Annotated in this window: 12 protein-coding genes; all 12 read right to left on the bottom strand. The window is 51.0% G+C overall.

What is annotated here, in order from left to right:
- Positions 1 to 11: 11 nt before the first annotated feature.
- Complete coding sequence (gene yqfC, locus AC50Y5_RS03160; protein ID WP_046229917.1) at positions 12 to 290, bottom strand: sporulation protein YqfC; 279 nt, start codon at positions 288 to 290, stop codon at positions 12 to 14.
- Between the two features lie 173 nt (positions 291 to 463).
- Positions 464 to 1,006, bottom strand: a complete 543-nt coding sequence (locus tag AC50Y5_RS03155; protein WP_494858379.1) for a YqfB family membrane protein — start codon at positions 1,004 to 1,006, stop codon at positions 464 to 466.
- A gap of 55 nt (positions 1,007 to 1,061) precedes the next feature.
- A complete protein-coding gene (floA, locus tag AC50Y5_RS03150; RefSeq protein ID WP_056029336.1) occupies positions 1,062 to 2,054 on the bottom strand; it encodes a flotillin-like protein FloA in 993 nt (330 codons plus the stop codon).
- A gap of 43 nt (positions 2,055 to 2,097) precedes the next feature.
- Entirely contained in the window at positions 2,098 to 3,492 is a 1,395-nt protein-coding gene (locus AC50Y5_RS03145) for an NfeD family protein (RefSeq protein ID WP_235533028.1), read from the bottom strand.
- Between the two features lie 214 nt (positions 3,493 to 3,706).
- Positions 3,707 to 4,150 (bottom strand): GatB/YqeY domain-containing protein, encoded by a 444-nt coding sequence (locus AC50Y5_RS03140; RefSeq protein ID WP_046229920.1) that lies wholly within the window; start codon positions 4,148 to 4,150, stop codon positions 3,707 to 3,709.
- A 15-nt stretch (positions 4,151 to 4,165) separates the two neighbouring features.
- Positions 4,166 to 4,339: a 30S ribosomal protein S21 gene (gene rpsU / locus AC50Y5_RS03135; RefSeq protein WP_046230300.1), complete on the bottom strand. Its 174-nt coding sequence runs from the start codon at positions 4,337 to 4,339 to the stop codon at positions 4,166 to 4,168.
- 100 nt (positions 4,340 to 4,439) lie between these two features.
- Positions 4,440 to 6,374: an FAD-dependent oxidoreductase gene (locus AC50Y5_RS03130; protein ID WP_155972742.1), complete on the bottom strand. Its 1,935-nt coding sequence runs from the start codon at positions 6,372 to 6,374 to the stop codon at positions 4,440 to 4,442.
- A 152-nt stretch (positions 6,375 to 6,526) separates the two neighbouring features.
- Positions 6,527 to 7,456 (bottom strand): polysaccharide deacetylase family protein, encoded by a 930-nt coding sequence (locus AC50Y5_RS03125; RefSeq protein WP_056029342.1) that lies wholly within the window; start codon positions 7,454 to 7,456, stop codon positions 6,527 to 6,529.
- 42 nt (positions 7,457 to 7,498) lie between these two features.
- Positions 7,499 to 7,843: a histidine triad nucleotide-binding protein gene (locus AC50Y5_RS03120; protein WP_056029344.1), complete on the bottom strand. Its 345-nt coding sequence runs from the start codon at positions 7,841 to 7,843 to the stop codon at positions 7,499 to 7,501.
- A gap of 129 nt (positions 7,844 to 7,972) precedes the next feature.
- Positions 7,973 to 8,590 carry a hypothetical protein gene (locus AC50Y5_RS03115; RefSeq protein WP_056029346.1) on the bottom strand — a complete coding sequence of 206 codons (618 nt, stop codon included), beginning with the start codon at positions 8,588 to 8,590 and terminating at the stop codon, positions 7,973 to 7,975.
- Positions 8,591 to 8,671: 81 nt separating this feature from the next.
- On the bottom strand, positions 8,672 to 12,673 hold the full coding sequence (addA, locus tag AC50Y5_RS03110; protein ID WP_494858374.1) for a helicase-exonuclease AddAB subunit AddA: 4,002 nt from the start codon (positions 12,671 to 12,673) through the stop codon (positions 8,672 to 8,674).
- On the bottom strand, positions 12,648 to 16,223 hold the full coding sequence (gene addB / locus AC50Y5_RS03105) for a helicase-exonuclease AddAB subunit AddB (protein WP_494858372.1): 3,576 nt from the start codon (positions 16,221 to 16,223) through the stop codon (positions 12,648 to 12,650). Before addB ends, addA begins: the two co-directional genes overlap by 26 nt.
- Between the last annotated feature and the right edge of the window lie 103 nt (positions 16,224 to 16,326).

Raw genomic sequence — 16,326 nt, 5'->3', positions numbered from 1 at the left:
CCGCTCCCCTCCTACTCCCGCAAGGCTATGCCCGTAATTTGACCTTCGATAAAAACCTCTTCTGTCCAAATCGTCCGAATCACTAGCGAGCTGCCCGTCACTTCAAGCTCGCCCTTGCTGAGCGCGAGCCTAAGCTGCTCGCTGGAAAAATGAATGACACCGCGATGGTTCTCAATATATAACTGGCGATCGCCGATCATCGTCAGCCGGGGAAGATCATAGACGACATCCTGGGGCAAATCCAGAATATCCGCTGTCATTTTGCGAAGTTTGCGTTTTAAACGGTTCATAGGTAAAGGATCGTCCCCCTTATCACGCTCGCCAGACGTTAAATATGACACAAGGCCCATTATCGTACTATATCAAGCTATGCGCGGGGTGATGACTTTATGAAAAATAGCGCAGCCCTCAGTCATCCTTAATGGATTTCTGAAAGCCGCGCTATTCAAAAATAAAGCTTATATTATCTGACTTTGCCATAAGGACGCTTCGATTTCGGCGGGCCCAATATTTCGGACCAGATGACCGCTTTGCGAAGCTCCTCCGCGCTCAAAGGCGCTAACCGAGTGTCAGCAGCAGCCTCAGCCTCGCTGCTAGCCCGATTGCTGCGCCCTGCAGCGGCTTCGCGCTGCTGCGAGGCCGTTATAGGCACTTGCTGCTTCTGCTTGCTCTCAAGCGCTCTGGCGAGCTCTGACAGGTGGCGCTGCTTCTCACGCTCAGCCTCCTCCTCCGCTTGGCGGTAGGAAATCGACCGTTCCTCATAATCATCGTTATCCTCCCATTCCGGGTAAGCCTCTCCCTGATCATATCGACCGGACTGATGCTGATGCACCTCTGTCCCCTGCTGCGGATAAGCAGCATCGGCCGTGCTTTGACCATTAAAGTCCGGCATCCGCGGATTTGTCCGCTTTTTCGCACTGACCCGATTGAAAATCGACAGGAGAAAGCCGCCGACAATAACGACGAAATAAATATTTTTCGTAATAAACTCTATTACATGTTCCACTGGTTCAGATTCACCTCCAGGGTAAGCAGCTACGCCCGTGCTTTATTTGCCATCTTTAATTGTCATTTTTTTCGGTTGGGGCGTCGCTCTTGCCGATGGAATTACGCATTTGTGTATCCGACTCCAGGTTTTTCAGGTTCAAATAGTCCATGACGCCGATTTTGCCGTTTTTGAGTGCTTCCGCCATTGCAACTGGCACTTGCGATTCGGATTCCACAACCTTCGCCCGCATTTCAATAACGCGCGCCTTCATCTCCTGCTCCTGCGCTACCGCCATTGCCCGGCGTTCCTCCGCTTTCGCTTGAGCAATCCGTTTGTCAGCCTCCGCTTGCTCCGTTTGGAGATGGGCGCCGATGTTTTTGCCTACATCAACGTCAGCAATATCAATTGACAAGATTTCGAATGCTGTACCAGCATCAAGCCCTTTGCCAAGCACCGTACGGGAAATCATATCCGGATTTTCAAGAACGTCTTTATGAGAATTTGCTGAACCAACCGTCGTAACGATACCTTCGCCGACACGGGCAATAATCGTCTCTTCACCCGCACCACCGACTAGACGCTCGATGTTGGCACGTACGGTAACACGCGCTTTAACTTTAACCTCAATACCGTCTTTCGCTACTGCTGCAACAGTTGGTGTTTCAATGACACGTGGATTAACGCTCATTTGCACCGCTTGAAGCACATCACGGCCAGCAAGGTCAATGGCAGCCGCACGCTCGAATACGAGCGGGATATTGGCGCGCTGCGCCGCAATCAACGCATTGACGACGCGGTCAACGTTACCTCCTGCGAGAAAATGGCTTTCCAGCTGATTAATATTCAGCCCCAAGCCAGCTTTCGTTGCTTTGATGAGCGGATTAACAATCCGGCTCGGAACAACCCGGCGCAAGCGCATCGCAACGAGCGTAATAATACCGATACGCACACCCGACGCCAATGCTGAAATCCAGAGCATAATTGGAAAAAAGCTCAGGAAGACGGACAGCGCAATAATAACAATAACCGCTATAATCAATATAGATACAACCGGATCCAGACCCATTTATTAAATACCTCCATTGCTTTAGTAAAGCGCTGAATTGCGCTTATGTTAGGCTATTTACTGTCTCTTTTACAACGACCCATGTTCCTTCTGCCTTAATAACAACAACGCTAGCTCCAGTCGAAATAAACTCGCCTGATGTGACGACATCAATCCGCTGATCGCCGATTTGCACGGTTCCAGCTGGCCTCAGCGGAGTAAGCGTAACCCCAACAAGTCCGAGCAGGCTGTCCTTTTCATCGGCGGATACATATCCTTCTTCCTTCGTCAGCTTATCGCGAAGAATGAATTTGTTCCAAATTCCTCTATGTCTATATTTTCTGAAAATATAATACATCACAAGAACAGCCACTACGAGTGCCGTGACCAGCGAAATAAATGCTGTCATCGGATCGGATGCCGCGGTAACTACACCAGCAACAAGCGCTGCGCCGCCTAGCAGTCCCAAAATACCGAAGCTTGGAACAAATACCTCGATAATAAGCAAAGCCAAACCTATAACGAAAAGAACAATCGATTCCATGCCTGCAAACCCGGCAACATAATGACCGAAGAAATACAAGCTGAAGGAGATAATGCCTAATATGCCCGGTACACCGAAGCCCGGCATCAGCAGCTCAATTACAACGCCCGCAATGCCAATTATGAGCAGCACCGTCATCACATACGGATTAACGAGCCAGCGTGACACTTTCTCAGCAAGCGAGGGCTCAAACGAAATGAGCTGCTTCTGATCAAGCTTCAGCCATGTAATAGCTTCTCCTACAGAAGCTGCGATATGCTCAGCGTAACCGCTAGCCAGCGCCTCATCGGCGGATAGGGACAATATTTCCCCAGCCGGTTTCTCTATGCCTGCTTTCGGCAAGCTAAGCGCCACCGTCGTGTCAACCATCGCAGCTGCAATGTTCGCATCCCGGCCACCCAGCTTTGCAGCCTCCATCATCGTCTTCGTCCAATAGGAGACGATCTTCGGGTTGTCAATCAATTGCCCTCCGCCATCAACGACAGCAGCAGCGCCAATTGTGCTTCCCGGCTCCATGACAATATTTTGCGCATTAAGCGCAATGTAAGTACCTGCCGACACCGCTTTTCCCTCAATATACGCGGTTGTTGGAATGGCGCTTTTCCGGATGACCTCCCCGATCTCCTCTGCGCTCGTCACTTCTCCGCCGAACGTGTTAATAACGAGAACGACACGTTCCGCCTTTGCCTCAGCCGCGTCTTTGTAAGCGCGCTCCAAAAATGACTTAAGTCCACTCTCAATCGTCTGTTTGACTGGAACAATGTAGACTGCTCCTCCAGCTTCATCCGCCGCAAGCTGCTGTGCCTTTACAGGCTGCATACCGACAAACAGGCCGCTGCCCAAGGCGACAACCAATGCTGAGAAAACAGCTAATTTCGCCCAGAAAGCGGTTTGGCGCCATTTTTTTATATTCAACCTTCCACCCCTCCTTTATATCCATTATATTCGTTATTACGATGGATTACCCTGAAACGTTGCAAAATAAGCTTAAATAGCTTACATCAACTTATGGGGACGCACAAATTTTGAGCTATATCAAACAGCTTTCAACGAGTATTTGTTTAGAAAATAGCTGTATTAAAAAGCAAAAAACACCCCTTGGAAGGGATGTTTTCGTCCGAACATATCGTTATTGCAGAAATTGTTGTACGAGCTGATTTACTAGTTTACCGTCAGCGCGCCCTTTCGTTTTTGGCAACAAGGCGCCCATGACTTTCCCCATCTCGGCTTTGGAAGAAGCACCGAGTTCATGGATGGTCTGCGTTACTATCGCTTTTATCTCTTCTTCGGTCAGCTGCGTGGGAAGGTATTGACTAATAATTTCAATTTCTGCGTTAAGACCTGTTACCAGGTCCTCACGGCCGGCTTTGCTAAATTCTTGGAGGGAATCTTTACGTTGTTTGATCTCACGACTTAGGATATCAAGCATTTCACTGTCGTCCAGAGGACGCTTCAAATCAATTTCCAAGTTTTTAGCTGACGCACGCATCATACGAATGGTTGTAAGCCGGAACTTGTCCTGATTCCTCATGGCCTGCTTCATATCGTCGTTCAATCTTTCGCTCAGGTTCATTATACTAGGAGCCTCCTAAAACTTTCTCTTACGAGCAGCCTCGGACTTCTTCTTACGCTTTACACTCGGCTTTTCATAATGTTTGCGTTTCTTAACCTCAGCCAACACGCCATCTTTAGCGATAGAACGTTTAAAGCGGCGAAGTGCAGAGTCAATGGTTTCGTTTTTCTTAACCTTAGTTTCAGACACAAGTTTTCCCTCCCTCCGAAACAGACCGTCCAGAGCATTAAACACGGTTTATCAAACTCCATTATAAGTCAAAACAAAATACAGTGTCAACTCACTAATTTCACTCGTAAACAATGCCAAATCCATTTTTTAAAATATCGTAGAACATCATGTAAGTATCCCCATTCGTCAGCTCTTTTACATTGAGCATCTGACCAATGATTTCCTCGCTAATCCAGCCGCGGGAAACGAGATCCTTAAGCGCTGTTTCTCTCGTCGTATCGAGTCCAGCCGTCAGTGCCAGCATATAGGCCGCCTGCTCCAATGTCAATGGCCCCGTCAATAAATCCTTCATATCCTTGACTGCACTGTCTGGAAAACCAGGGAACTGGTCGGGATGCGCTTTTTTGAGCGTTCTAATTTTGTTCAAATATCGCCCTATGCTCATCGTGCCATCGAGATCCCATGCCTCATTGGAATAGCTCCCCGACGTCATGTACATGCTCGCTGCAGTCACAAGGCCCTTGAAGTCCTTGTGTTTTATGTAAGCCGGCTGTTCAAACTTTTCATACGTCAAGTCCATGCCCTGCTTGACGAGCTTTTTGCGCAGCTTGCTGATAAGCTTCGTCGATTGGGACAGCTCCCGGACGGTGATGTCATTGCTAATCGCAAGGCTCGCCGCTGCTCCTGCCGCTTCTGCCGTCGCCATGCCGAGCGGAATGACCCTTGCGCTGCCGTGAGGGATCGTATCAAAGCTGGCTGTGCGTCCAACAACGAGCAGACCGTCAACTTTAAGCGGCACCAAGCTGCGGAATGGAACGCCATATTGCATCGGACTTAGCATAATTGTACCCACATCGCTGTAGTTGATGCTTTGAATATCGACATCGTAGGAGCCATAAGCGATGGCATCCCACTTATCCCGGTTTTCCAATACATCGGCAAGCGTCAGCCTGTATTCGCCGTAAATATGCCGGGATTCCCGTATATAAAGCTCAGAAGCCGTACCTGCATAGTTCATATTAGCAAACTCTGGGTACGTCTTCTTTAAGTAATCGACGATGAGCGGCGCTTCTTTTTTGCCAACTTCCATTCCTCGAGCCACCGATTCTGGATCAAGCGGATCGACTCCGTAAATTTGCATCGTATTAAACAACATCGTCTCATTGTTTTCTCTGCCAATATTAAGGCTGCGAATTTTCACCTTGTTCGGATCGCTCGGCGGATATTTTCTAGCATCGCCAAATCCCCAAATGCTTGTGCTGTCTAGACCCAAGCCCTCGAGACCTTTGAAATTCCGCCAAGCCTCGTTCGTCACATTGTCCATTCTAAACACGAGCGTAGCCGCCATCTTCGCTTTGCCTTCTCCAATATCCTGGCGCCCAATGGAGAAAGGCACTCCCGAAGCGGCAGCGATATCCGCATCCTGCGAAGCATCAATGACTACTTTTGCCTCTACCTTCTCGGTCGCCCCGTCCGGTTTAGTAATGGTCAGCCCCATTAGCTGCATATTCTCGCCGGACTGCTGCAAAATCGGCTCCATCTTTTTCACATGCATGAGCAAATCAATATTTTGTTCTTGTTTAACCATCTTGTAAAAGACGTTGGCCGCCGTATGAGTATCAACCGAGCTGCCTTCTACCTGATCAAACCATTCCTGAAATAAGCCTTCGTTCAAAAACTTTGACTTGTGCAAATATCGATAATACCACGGCTGATTCGGGGAATAATTCAAATCAAGCGTATTCAGCCCGCCCAGCGTCATTAAACCGCCCAAAATGTCGCGGTCTCTTCCTTCAAGCAGCAGTACTTTCAGCCCATTCCTCGCTCCAGACACAGCAGCCATTATGCCTTCCGGATCTGTTCCGACAACAATTAAATCATAGCTCGACTGTACGGTTTCAACCGATTCAACCTTCGTAAATGGCGCCTGAACGCGGTCAATGGACAAACGATCGATAGAAGCTACTTTGAATTTATATAAATAATAGCAACCGATCAGCATCAAAAAAGCGAGAGCAACGATCGTCAACATCTTATATTTCGTCTTCAACAACTAAAATAACCTCCGAATTATGAATGCCGCCAAGCAGCAAAGCTTTCATTGCTAGATTAATAGATTTCATTGGTCGAAAAAAGAGCAGGCCCCCACTTCTCTTTAGAAGCCTGCGTATGATGTGATTGCTGCAGATGCTGCGCTTGACTGCATCAATTCAAGCTGGCTTCTGGATGAAGCAGCGTGTGCATATCCGTCGAAGAAATAACGGTCAGCCTCGGAACCAGCATCGGATCGGTTCCCGGTTCAGCGAAACCGCTGCGTACGGAGAACGCCATTCGATAGCCATTTTCACGCAAATGATAAATAATCTGTGTGTTCGCCTCGCCATACGGATAAGCAAAATAAGGCGAATCGATTCCCAGCTCTTTTATTTTGTGAATATCGCTTGTAATCAAGGTGGCGTCAGCAAGCGATGAATAAGCAATACCGCAAAGCGCCGTCTCTTTTTTGTGCAAATCATAGGTGTGGCTGTGATATTCAAATACGTCGCTAGACGCTTTCATTTCCTCAGTGGAAAGAAAGCTTGTTTTTTTCGAATCGAATGCTGCCGTCTTCTGTTGTATATGAGTTCCAACAACAAACATCGTCGCGTGAAAGCCGTATTTTTTCAAAATCGGATAAGCATACACAATGTTGTTTTGATATCCGTCATCAAAGGTAATGACGACCGATTTGTCAGGCAGGACGCCTTCGCCATTAATATATTTCTCCAACTGCTCCATCGTCGCTGTCTTATAACCGTTCGTGTGCAAATATTCCATTCCCTGCTCAAATGATTCCAAATCAATGATGGAATGATTGTCTGGCTCGCTATTGTCAGCCTTCGGTGCAATGTAGTGATACATCAGCACAGGTACCCGCTCAGCATTGCCTGCCAGCGCCAGAGGCTTAGAATCGGCTAACGGCTTAAGTGCCTGCTTATGTGTCATAATAAAAGCTTGATTTTTGGCCATTTCCCATGAAGTACAGATTTTTTTCGTAACAACGGTCCCCGGATGGGCTACTGCCGTAGCATAAGCAGCGATAAGCAGGACGAAGGAAAACAAACCGACAGCGATATACTTTCTGTAACGAGCCATGCAAACTCCTTTCAAAAACGTTTAATGCACGTTAGGCTTGCGCTATTTCGCATTCAAGGCGCCAAGTTTCTCTCCGCCGAGCAAATGGAAATGCAAATGGTATACCAACTGGCCGCTATCGCTATTCACATTGTTAATTAAACGGTAGCCAGATTCAGCGATGCCCTGCTCAATTGCAATTTGACGTGCGGCTGTGAACAGCTCTGCCATGATAATATCGTCATCTGCCGTCACATCATTCATTGTGGCAATATGTTTTTTAGGAATGATTAAAATATGTACAGGCGCTTCCGGTTTAATATCTTGAAAAGCAACTACTGTATCCGACTCATACACTTTAGTTGATGGCAATGTACCTTCGACAATTTTACAAAAAATGCAATCCATTCAAAACTCCCCCTAAATTATGTTATACAGCCTTCTTCCATCATAACGGAATGAGCAAAGCTCGTCCAATCCCATCCGGCTTCTTGCAGGGTAAAACATAGATGAGCATAGGTTTTTGGCGGCTCACAGCTATTGCAGCTTAACATCTGTGTGGCCGTCTATCGCCTGCTCCAGCTTATCCGCAATTTCCAGCCAATTGTTGTAGCCATTGCCGATTTGAATCGACAAGCTTCTGCTTTCTAATGCATCTGCATTAAAAGCCGTTACAGCTTCCAACTGCAAATGGAATGCTTCCTGAAGCTTCGCAAGGTAATCCTGCTCAGCTGCCGTTAGGGCCCCCTCATGGCCGCCAATCTTGGCCAGCGACTGCTGCACCGCGTTAAAATAAGCTTCCAGCTTGTCCACAGCAAACTCCGTGCCGTTATACTGATGCGCTTCCTTCAGAAAACCCAGCACATGATCCACATTTCGGAAAGCCGCACCAGCACTGAATTTTGCCTCATTCCGCTCCAAAAGCTCTGCTGATGTCCCAAGCTTCTCAAGCTCAGGCAATATCGCATTATAAAATGCTACGGCGCCGATGGCATCTGAAGCGACACGCTGCCCAGTCTCATATTTTTTCTCTTGAATGTTGGACAAATATTGCGAATATAAAAACATATTCCCATTAAGGCTGCATACCAGCAGCACGATTGTGATTGCCAATGCAATCGGCTTTTTCTTCGGCGTTTGTTGCTCTACTGACACGCTTTCTTCCCCCTAAAATTAAATCGCCTTACTATAACTACTGCTATAGCTGCCTCTTCGCAATAAGGTGCTGCTCCAGCTTCAACGAAGTCGCACCGACTGCCCCCCATCAAAAAAGAACACATGGCATTCTGCTACCTGGCGCAGCAAAACAGCTTCAAGTGCCTCCGCATAAAGCTCCAGCTGAAACCGATGGCGCTCGGCTGCACGCTCCCATTGCTGATTGATGATCCGGTCCGTTTTATAATCGACCAGCACCAATCCATGCTGATCCTCGAACACGCAATCCATAACGCCTTGAATTAGAATCTGTTCGTCCTTTGCTTCTTCAGCAACGGAAGGATGCACCCGCGAAGCGGGCAGCATACAGCTGAATGGCACCTCGCGCTTGACCTCATTTGCTGCGAGCAGCCGCAATCCGAGAGGGCTTGCGAAAAAAGCAGCAATATTCATGCTGTCAATGGCTTCCGCCTGGCGCGGTGTTAACAGCTTGCGTTCAATCATGCCCTGGGTAGTCTGCATAACGACGCGCTCATCGACAGTGCCCTTAAGCGGTAAATGCTGCATGACAAGGTGATTGACAGAGCCTTTCTCTGCCGCTGTGAGTGAAATCTGCTCCATAAACCGCGGACGGCGCAATCGGAATGAGCCTCCGGGCGCTGGCTGCAGGTCATTGCTATTATTCGCTTCACCTTGCTGCCTCATGTAATCCGATTGTTCCAGGTAATCCAGCCGTTCGGACGATGAATGACTGCCGCTTGCCTCTATATCATTCATCGCTTCCTCTCCAGCTTCAAACAAAGGAGCGGCTTCGCGATCAGTAAAAGCTTCGCCGTGAAGACGTTTAATCTCAGTAACAGACGTTTTGGCAGGCAAAAGAGTTGCAGCTTGATGAGAATAATGAAAATCCAATCGTTCGCGCAGCTCACTATCCTGCTCCTCAGGCTGCAGCTCAAGCTGAGCCAGCGAAAGAACGCCTTGCAGCCGCAGTTCTCTCTCTTCATGTCCAGCATCTTGCTGAAGCGCTGCTGCTGCTTCACTGCTGAACACCGCAGCTGCAACGAAGCCCGATCGCCATTCCAGCCTTTTCATGCCGGATACCTGAGCGATTTGTTCTGCTTCCTGCTGCGCAAAGCTTGATGCGGCGAGCGGACCAAGCCAATCCAAAAAAGTCGACGCCGCAGCCAGCTTAAAATCCGGTATGCGTCCGCTTGCGTCAATAGCTGCCAGCCAGACCGGCAGCTTCTTAGCTGCATCTGAAACCGTACCGACCAGAAACATTTTTTCCTTCGGGCGGGTGAGAGCCACATATAAAATCCGCATTTCCTCGGCCAGCATTTCCATGCGCAGCCTGCGGCGAATCGCTAGAAATGGCAGAGTTGGATAACTGACCCGCTGCTGGGGATCCACAAATCGCGGGCCGAACCCAAGCTGCTTATGGCGAAGAAAGGCGCTGCGCAAATCCTGCTGGTTAAATGACTTGCCAAGACCTGCTGTGAACACGACGGGAAACTCCAGCCCTTTGCTCTTGTGGATCGACATAATGCGGACGACATTTTCCTGCTCGCCAAGCGCCCTTGCTGTGCCGAGATCCCCTCCGCTATCGCGCATTCGCTCTACGAAACGCAAAAACCGGAACAGGCCCCGGAAGGAGGTCGCTTCGTAACCGCGGGCACGGTCATGCAGAGCGCGCAAATTCGCTTGACGCTGTGTGCCGCCAGGGAGACCGCCAGCAAAATCATAATAACCGGTCTCGCGGAAAATACGCCAAATGAGGTCGGCCAATGCCCCCTGTCTGGCATCGCTGCGCCAACGCTCAAGCTGCACGAGAAACTGGGTCAGCTTCTGGCGAAGCGCCTCTGGAAGCGTTAAACTGCCTTCTGCGGCCAGCAGCGCTTCAAAATAACTGACGCCGGATTTTTCAATCCTTATAAGCGCCAGCTCCTCGGCATCCAAGCCAAAAATAGGGGAGCGCAGCGTGCCCGCGAGCGGAATATCCTGATAAGGATTGTCAATGACTCGCAGCAGCGACAATACAGTCTGCACTTCTATGGCATCAAAATAGCCGCTGCTCAGCTCAGCATAGGCGGGTACGCCATCTGCCTGCAGCTCCTCGATAATTATTGGCGCCCATTGCGATGTCGCGCGCAGCAAAATAACGATATCCCGCCATTCCAGCGGACGGGTCCGTCTGCTTTTTCCGTCGTAAACCCGGTAGCCGCTGTCCATAAGCGACTGGATTTTCCGGGCAATCAGCCGCCCTTCCAGCTGCGCCGTCTGCAAATCCTCGGCCGACTCAGCCGCATCCAGCCCTTCTTCCTCATCCTCCGGCTGCGCTTTATCCTCCGCCATAACGGAGCCAGCCTTATCAATGACGACCAATTCTACTTCAAATTCTCCTGCTTCCTCTGCTGCCGGGAAGGAAGCGCCGCATACCAGCTCCGCTCGCTGATCATAATCCATTTCGGCTACGGATTCCCGCATTATGCCGCGGAATACATTATTTACGCCGTCAACCACCTCCTGACGGCTGCGGAAGTTGCGCGCCAGATCAATGCGCAAGCCTGCTGAATGGCCAGCCGAAGAAGCTGCTTCAGCTATTGACTGTGCAGTGGCTGCAGTGGCTGCGGTGTCTTTATCCGCTTCAGCCGTTCCGGGCAGAACAGCCTGTACGGCGTAGCTTTTATATTTATGCATGAATAGATTTGGCTCCGCGAGCCGGAAGCGATAAATGCTTTGCTTCACATCGCCAACCATGAAACGGTTCCCCGCTCCCGGTCTTGAGATCAGCGTTACTATCGCCTCCTGCACCATATTCATGTCCTGGTATTCATCTAGCAAAATTTCATCGAATTGGTTCTGGTATTCCAGTGCCGCGGGCGAAGGCAGCGTCTGCTGCACGGAAGAGTCCTCCGTGCGCAATATCCGCAAGCAATAATGCTCCAAATCGCCAAAATCAAGCAGCCCCTTCTCCCGTTTCGCTGCTTCATACCTTTTGCCAAAATCAATAATGAGCTCGCTCAGCGCTGCCATTAATGGAGCTAGCTCCTGCAGCTCCTCCAAAAACTGCTCCGGCGTACGGCCGAACAGCTCCTCGGCTAGCGTGCCCAGCAGCTTCTTGGCGCTGTCTCGCAAATCTTTCGCCTGCTCCTGCAGCGATTTATCGTATTCGTCGCCGCGCATAGCCTTCAATTTGCCAAATTCCACTGTATGAAATGGCTCAAACCATTGCTCCCAAGGTCTATCCTGTACAGCAGCTTTAAGCATGAGAACAAGTGTCAAATCATCCTCGAAATTGATAGCATAAGGTGCCGGTCCAGCAGGCTCGCGCGTCAAATCAAGCGCCTTCCGAAGCAGCGCTTCTGCCCCGGCGAGCGCCAGCTCCACATCAGCCCGCAAGCTGGCAACCCAGCTGCTGTGCTGAAGCTCGGCTGCATTTTGCAAATTAAAGCTTTCAGCCGTTTCGCGAAGCCATTCTACGGGCCATGGGTGGCTTTGCGCAAAAGCGTACAGGTCCTGGACGAGCTTGTACAGCGGCTCATCCCCGCGCTCACCGCCCAGACGGTCAGCGAGCGCCAGAAAAGCGCCACCAGCGCCAGAATCGGCATCCGCCTCGTCATATTTTTCCTCGAAGAGCTGATCCAGCACCTCCATCCTCAGCAGCTCGCTCTCCGTTTCATTGGCGATGCGAAAGCCAGGGTCAAGCCCAATCAGCGGATAATAACGGCGAATGACATCAAGACAAAAAGAATGCAGCGTCGTGATCGACGACCTGTTCATAAGCGCAAGCTGGCGACGCAAATGCTCAGAGTCAGGCTGGCGATCCAGCTCCTTCTCCAGCGCAATGCGAATCCGCTCCTTCATTTCCGCAGCTGCTGCCTTCGTAAAAGTGGCAACGAGCAGGCGGTCCACATCGGTCGAGGATGAAATTTTGCGAATAATGCGCTCAACCAGCACAGCCGTCTTGCCAGAGCCGGCAGCAGCAGCTACTAGAATGTTGGATCCTTCCGTTACTATGGCGCTCCACTGCTCATCGGTCCAAGTGCTGCCTTCCGGTTTAATGGCGTTGATCATGTCCGTCATCGATGCTTTCTCCTTTCTCCAGCCGCTGCCATAGCTCTTCCGTTGAAGGCTTGCGAAGCCGCACATACTCATTGCCGTCAAACAGCGGATCGAACTGGCAAACCGCCTTATAATCACAATATTGGCACGGGATTTTTGTTCCCAGCTTGTAGGGCTCAATCGATACTTTGCCACAGCTGATTTCCGAGCCAATTTCGCTAATGGTCCTCCTGACAGAATCCCGCAAAATGTCCCACTGCTTGTCCGTCACGACGGAGGAGCTGCTGTAGAACGCCCCATCCTTCTTGAGCGCTACAGGCAATAGCTCGGAGTGTCCCGTTTCCAGCTGATCATCCATGAGGCGCACCGCCTCGGCTTCTGCCGTAACGAGTCCTCTTAGCTTAAAGCGTTTGCGCAGCTCTGCTTTGATTTTCGCTTCGTTCATTTGATTAGAAAGCGCAAGCAGCGGATTATGCACGTGAAAATAAAGCACGCCCGCAGGCGATGCCTGCTTTCCAAGCCAGCCGGGAGAATGCGTCACCAATACGTCCAAATACGTCAGCATTTGCAGGGAAAGGCCAAAGGCCACCTCCTCCAGTCGCAGCTGGGTCACGCTAGACTTGTAATCCAGTACGCGCAACAACAGGCCCTGCTCCGTATCCGCAGCATCAACCCGGTCGATTCGCCCGATTATTTCCATAGAACGTCCATCCTGCAAAGGAATAATAAGCGGCGGCAGTGTGCCGCCCGGGCCAAAATCAACCTCCAGCCCGACGGGCTGGAATGCGGCCCGGCGGGCATGCTCGCTCAGCATAATGGCAGCCTGCGCTACAATTTCCTTAAGCTTGCGGGCAATGTAGCGATAGCGGCCGCTGCTCAGCAAAATTTGCGATTGCAGCCTTGGTGCAAGCTCGTCCACCGTTTGAACCGCCGCCTCGCGGATCTGACGCTCGGAAGCCGCGCCGAAAGCGTGGCCAAGCCCACCTTCTCCAGCCAAACGGCTGAGCGCAGCATGAAATAGCTGACCCACATCCGGCGCCTCCAGCCGGTGCATTTTCCGCTCGCGCAGCTTCAGTCCGTGAATCGCAAAATGCTGAAAAGGGCACGACACGAAACGCTCCATTCTCGATACGCTCGCTCTCAAGCGAACGCCATAAAGCTGCTGTGCCGTATCAGCGGTCAACAGCTCCTCTTGATTCACATAACCAAGAGATTTTGTAAGCAGCGATAGCTTCGTTTGCCATTCTGGACGTACTGCGAACCAATTGTAAAGCTCCCACCAAAAAGGAGCGATCTCGCTTCCCTGCTTCCAAGCCCGCAGCTCCGTAATTAAATACGACAAGGCACGTTCTGGATGCTGAATATATTCCCTTTGCTCCTTTACCGACATAGTCTGCGTAGGCTCCGCCTGCACTTGCTTTATCGGCAATCCGTGAAACAGCTGCCTCACCTGCCTAATAATTTCCGATGGCAGCAGGCTTTTCCCCTCTTCATCAGCCTCTGACCAACTCATCCACAAATGTCTGCTCGGCGTTGTGAGCGCACTATAAATCAGAAAACGCTCATCCAGCAGCCTCCGCTTGAGGCCCGGCGCCATGACCAAGCCTTCTTCAGCCAGCCGCTCCCGCTCCTGGTCCGTCAGCACGCCATCCTCTTGAAAACGCGTCGGCATGATGCCATCATTAGCTCCCAGCACGTAACAGACCTGCACCTGACTGGAACGCGTACGGTCCATGCTGCCCACCAGCACCTGATCAAGAGCAGGCGGAATGGCACCTAATTTGAGGCTTTCCAAGCCCGTCTCAAGCATGCCAACGAAAATATCGGCGGACAGCGGTTCATTACCAACTAGCTCGACTAATTGGTCAAGCAAATTCATGACTCCATCCCACAGCTGGCGATGACCGCGTGAGCGCTGTACTCGGCCAGCCTCGCTATCCTCGCGGCTCCAGCGCTCCAGACGTTCCGCAACCCCTGTATGCTCAAGCAAGCGATATAGCGCCTCACACATCATGGTAACATTAGAAGATTTTTCCAGTTCTTTGCCAAACTGCTGCAAAGGCGGAACGATTACACCGCGCGCGGCCATGACCGCCTCAAACTCCGCCTTCGCACGTTGCGATGGCGCATTGGCCGCTGCATCCTGCTCTTCCTCCAGCGACTCGATGATGAATGGACGCCATCTTTTTTCATCCAGCCACTTCCAGCCATCGATGCCCGCCGCCAAGACGAAGTTTTCCAGCCAATCAAATTGGTCGCGTGGAATGCTTCCATCAAGCGGAAACAGCAGCTCGGTCTTAATGCAGCGGAATACCGCCTCATAGCTCCAATTATGAAGCACCGTCTCCAATGCTGAGCGGATGAACTCGACCAGCGGATGATGGACGGTCGTGTGCCTCTGATCAAGGAAATAGGGGATGCTGTATTCTTGAAACGCTGCTTCGATATAGTCGCTGTAATCCCCCGCATTGCGCACCATAACCGTCATATCGCGCCAACTTAGGCCTTCTTCTCTGACTCTGCGCAGCATATCGCGCGCCAGCAGCTCCACCTCAGTTCGCCGATTTGCCGCCGCATGCAGCGATAAGCCGCATAATGGGCTGGTTGCATCGAGCATTGCCGGATTTGGAAGCGCCATTTGTGCCCGTCCTCCGTAGTGGCGCTCCAAATGAGCCAGCATTGGGCTGCTGCTGAACCTGCCCGGCGCTTCGCAGGCAGCATTGCTTGTACCGCCGAGCACAATCGGCTCCAGCAGCGCAACGCCTAAGCCCTCCGCCAGTTCCCTCAGCTTTACATACGCATCCGCTGTAGGGTAAAACAAATCCAGCTCAACTGGCCGCTCTCCAGCCGCATAGGCCCGATTCAGCTTAAGCGTAACCGTCACTTTCTTCGCCATGCTTATAAGCGAGCTAAGCGCGGCATATTCTTTTGGCGTAAAGCCATTAAAGCCGTCAATCCAAATTTCGGTGTCCCGTATCGTTGAAAATTGAGACAGCCCCGCTGACAGATGGACCAAATAATCCTCCGAATCGACATACTGCCCAGCGAGCTCTGCCTCCAGCCTTTCGTATACCAGCTGCAAGTCATGCAGCTTGCGCTTCAGCAGCGCCGAGTCCTGCAAAGCAGAAGCAGCCTCTTCTCTGCGCTCTGCAATCATCGCCGGATTAATGCCATATCGCTTCCATTCCGTCAACAGCTCGCCCAGACGCTCAATGAAACCAGGCTTTCCAGCACCATGCTCGAACAGCTCCAATTGATCGCCCAGACGCTGCACGATTTTGTACAGCAGCATGTTTTTGCCTTCGTCGCCGATTGGAATGAGCGCGGTACCGCCAGTTTCCTGCATAACGCGAAGAGCAAGCCTGCGAAGGCTCAGCACTTGCGCCCGAATCATTCCCTGCAATCCGCTGCCGCGAAGCAGCGTGTACTCGGACTGGAAGGTCGCTTGCTCCGGCACGAGCAAAATAAGCGGAGGCCCATCCGGGTCAGCGTTCAGCCTGCCGCGAATCGCATCCAGGCAATATGTCGTTTTTCCCGCTCCCGAGCGGCCCAGCACTAATTGAAGCGGCATCCTGCAGCCCTTCCTTCCGTAACCTGTCTATTATCAACCATACTACCATACCCGCCGCGACTTTTCACGAGTCCTTCAAACATACGTTCTTAAATATTTGGCA

This window comes from Paenibacillus sp. JT22N7, assembly GCF_059383875.1.
This window is presented reverse-complemented; position numbering and strand designations above follow the sequence as displayed.

Excerpts from the sequence above, each read along its gene's own strand:
- yqfC (WP_046229917.1), bottom strand. The coding sequence starts at position 290 with ATGAACCGTTTAAAACGCAAACTTCGCAAAATGACAGCGGATATTCTG.
- floA (WP_056029336.1), bottom strand. The coding sequence starts at position 2,054 with ATGGGTCTGGATCCGGTTGTATCTATATTGATTATAGCGGTTATTGTT.
- AC50Y5_RS03140 (WP_046229920.1), bottom strand. The coding sequence starts at position 4,150 with ATGAACCTGAGCGAAAGATTGAACGACGATATGAAGCAGGCCATGAGG.
- AC50Y5_RS03125 (WP_056029342.1), bottom strand. The coding sequence starts at position 7,456 with ATGGCTCGTTACAGAAAGTATATCGCTGTCGGTTTGTTTTCCTTCGTC.
- AC50Y5_RS03120 (WP_056029344.1), bottom strand. The coding sequence starts at position 7,843 with ATGGATTGCATTTTTTGTAAAATTGTCGAAGGTACATTGCCATCAACT.
- addA (WP_494858374.1), bottom strand. The coding sequence starts at position 12,673 with ATGACGGACATGATCAACGCCATTAAACCGGAAGGCAGCACTTGGACC.
- addB (WP_494858372.1), bottom strand. The coding sequence starts at position 16,223 with ATGCCGCTTCAATTAGTGCTGGGCCGCTCGGGAGCGGGAAAAACGACA.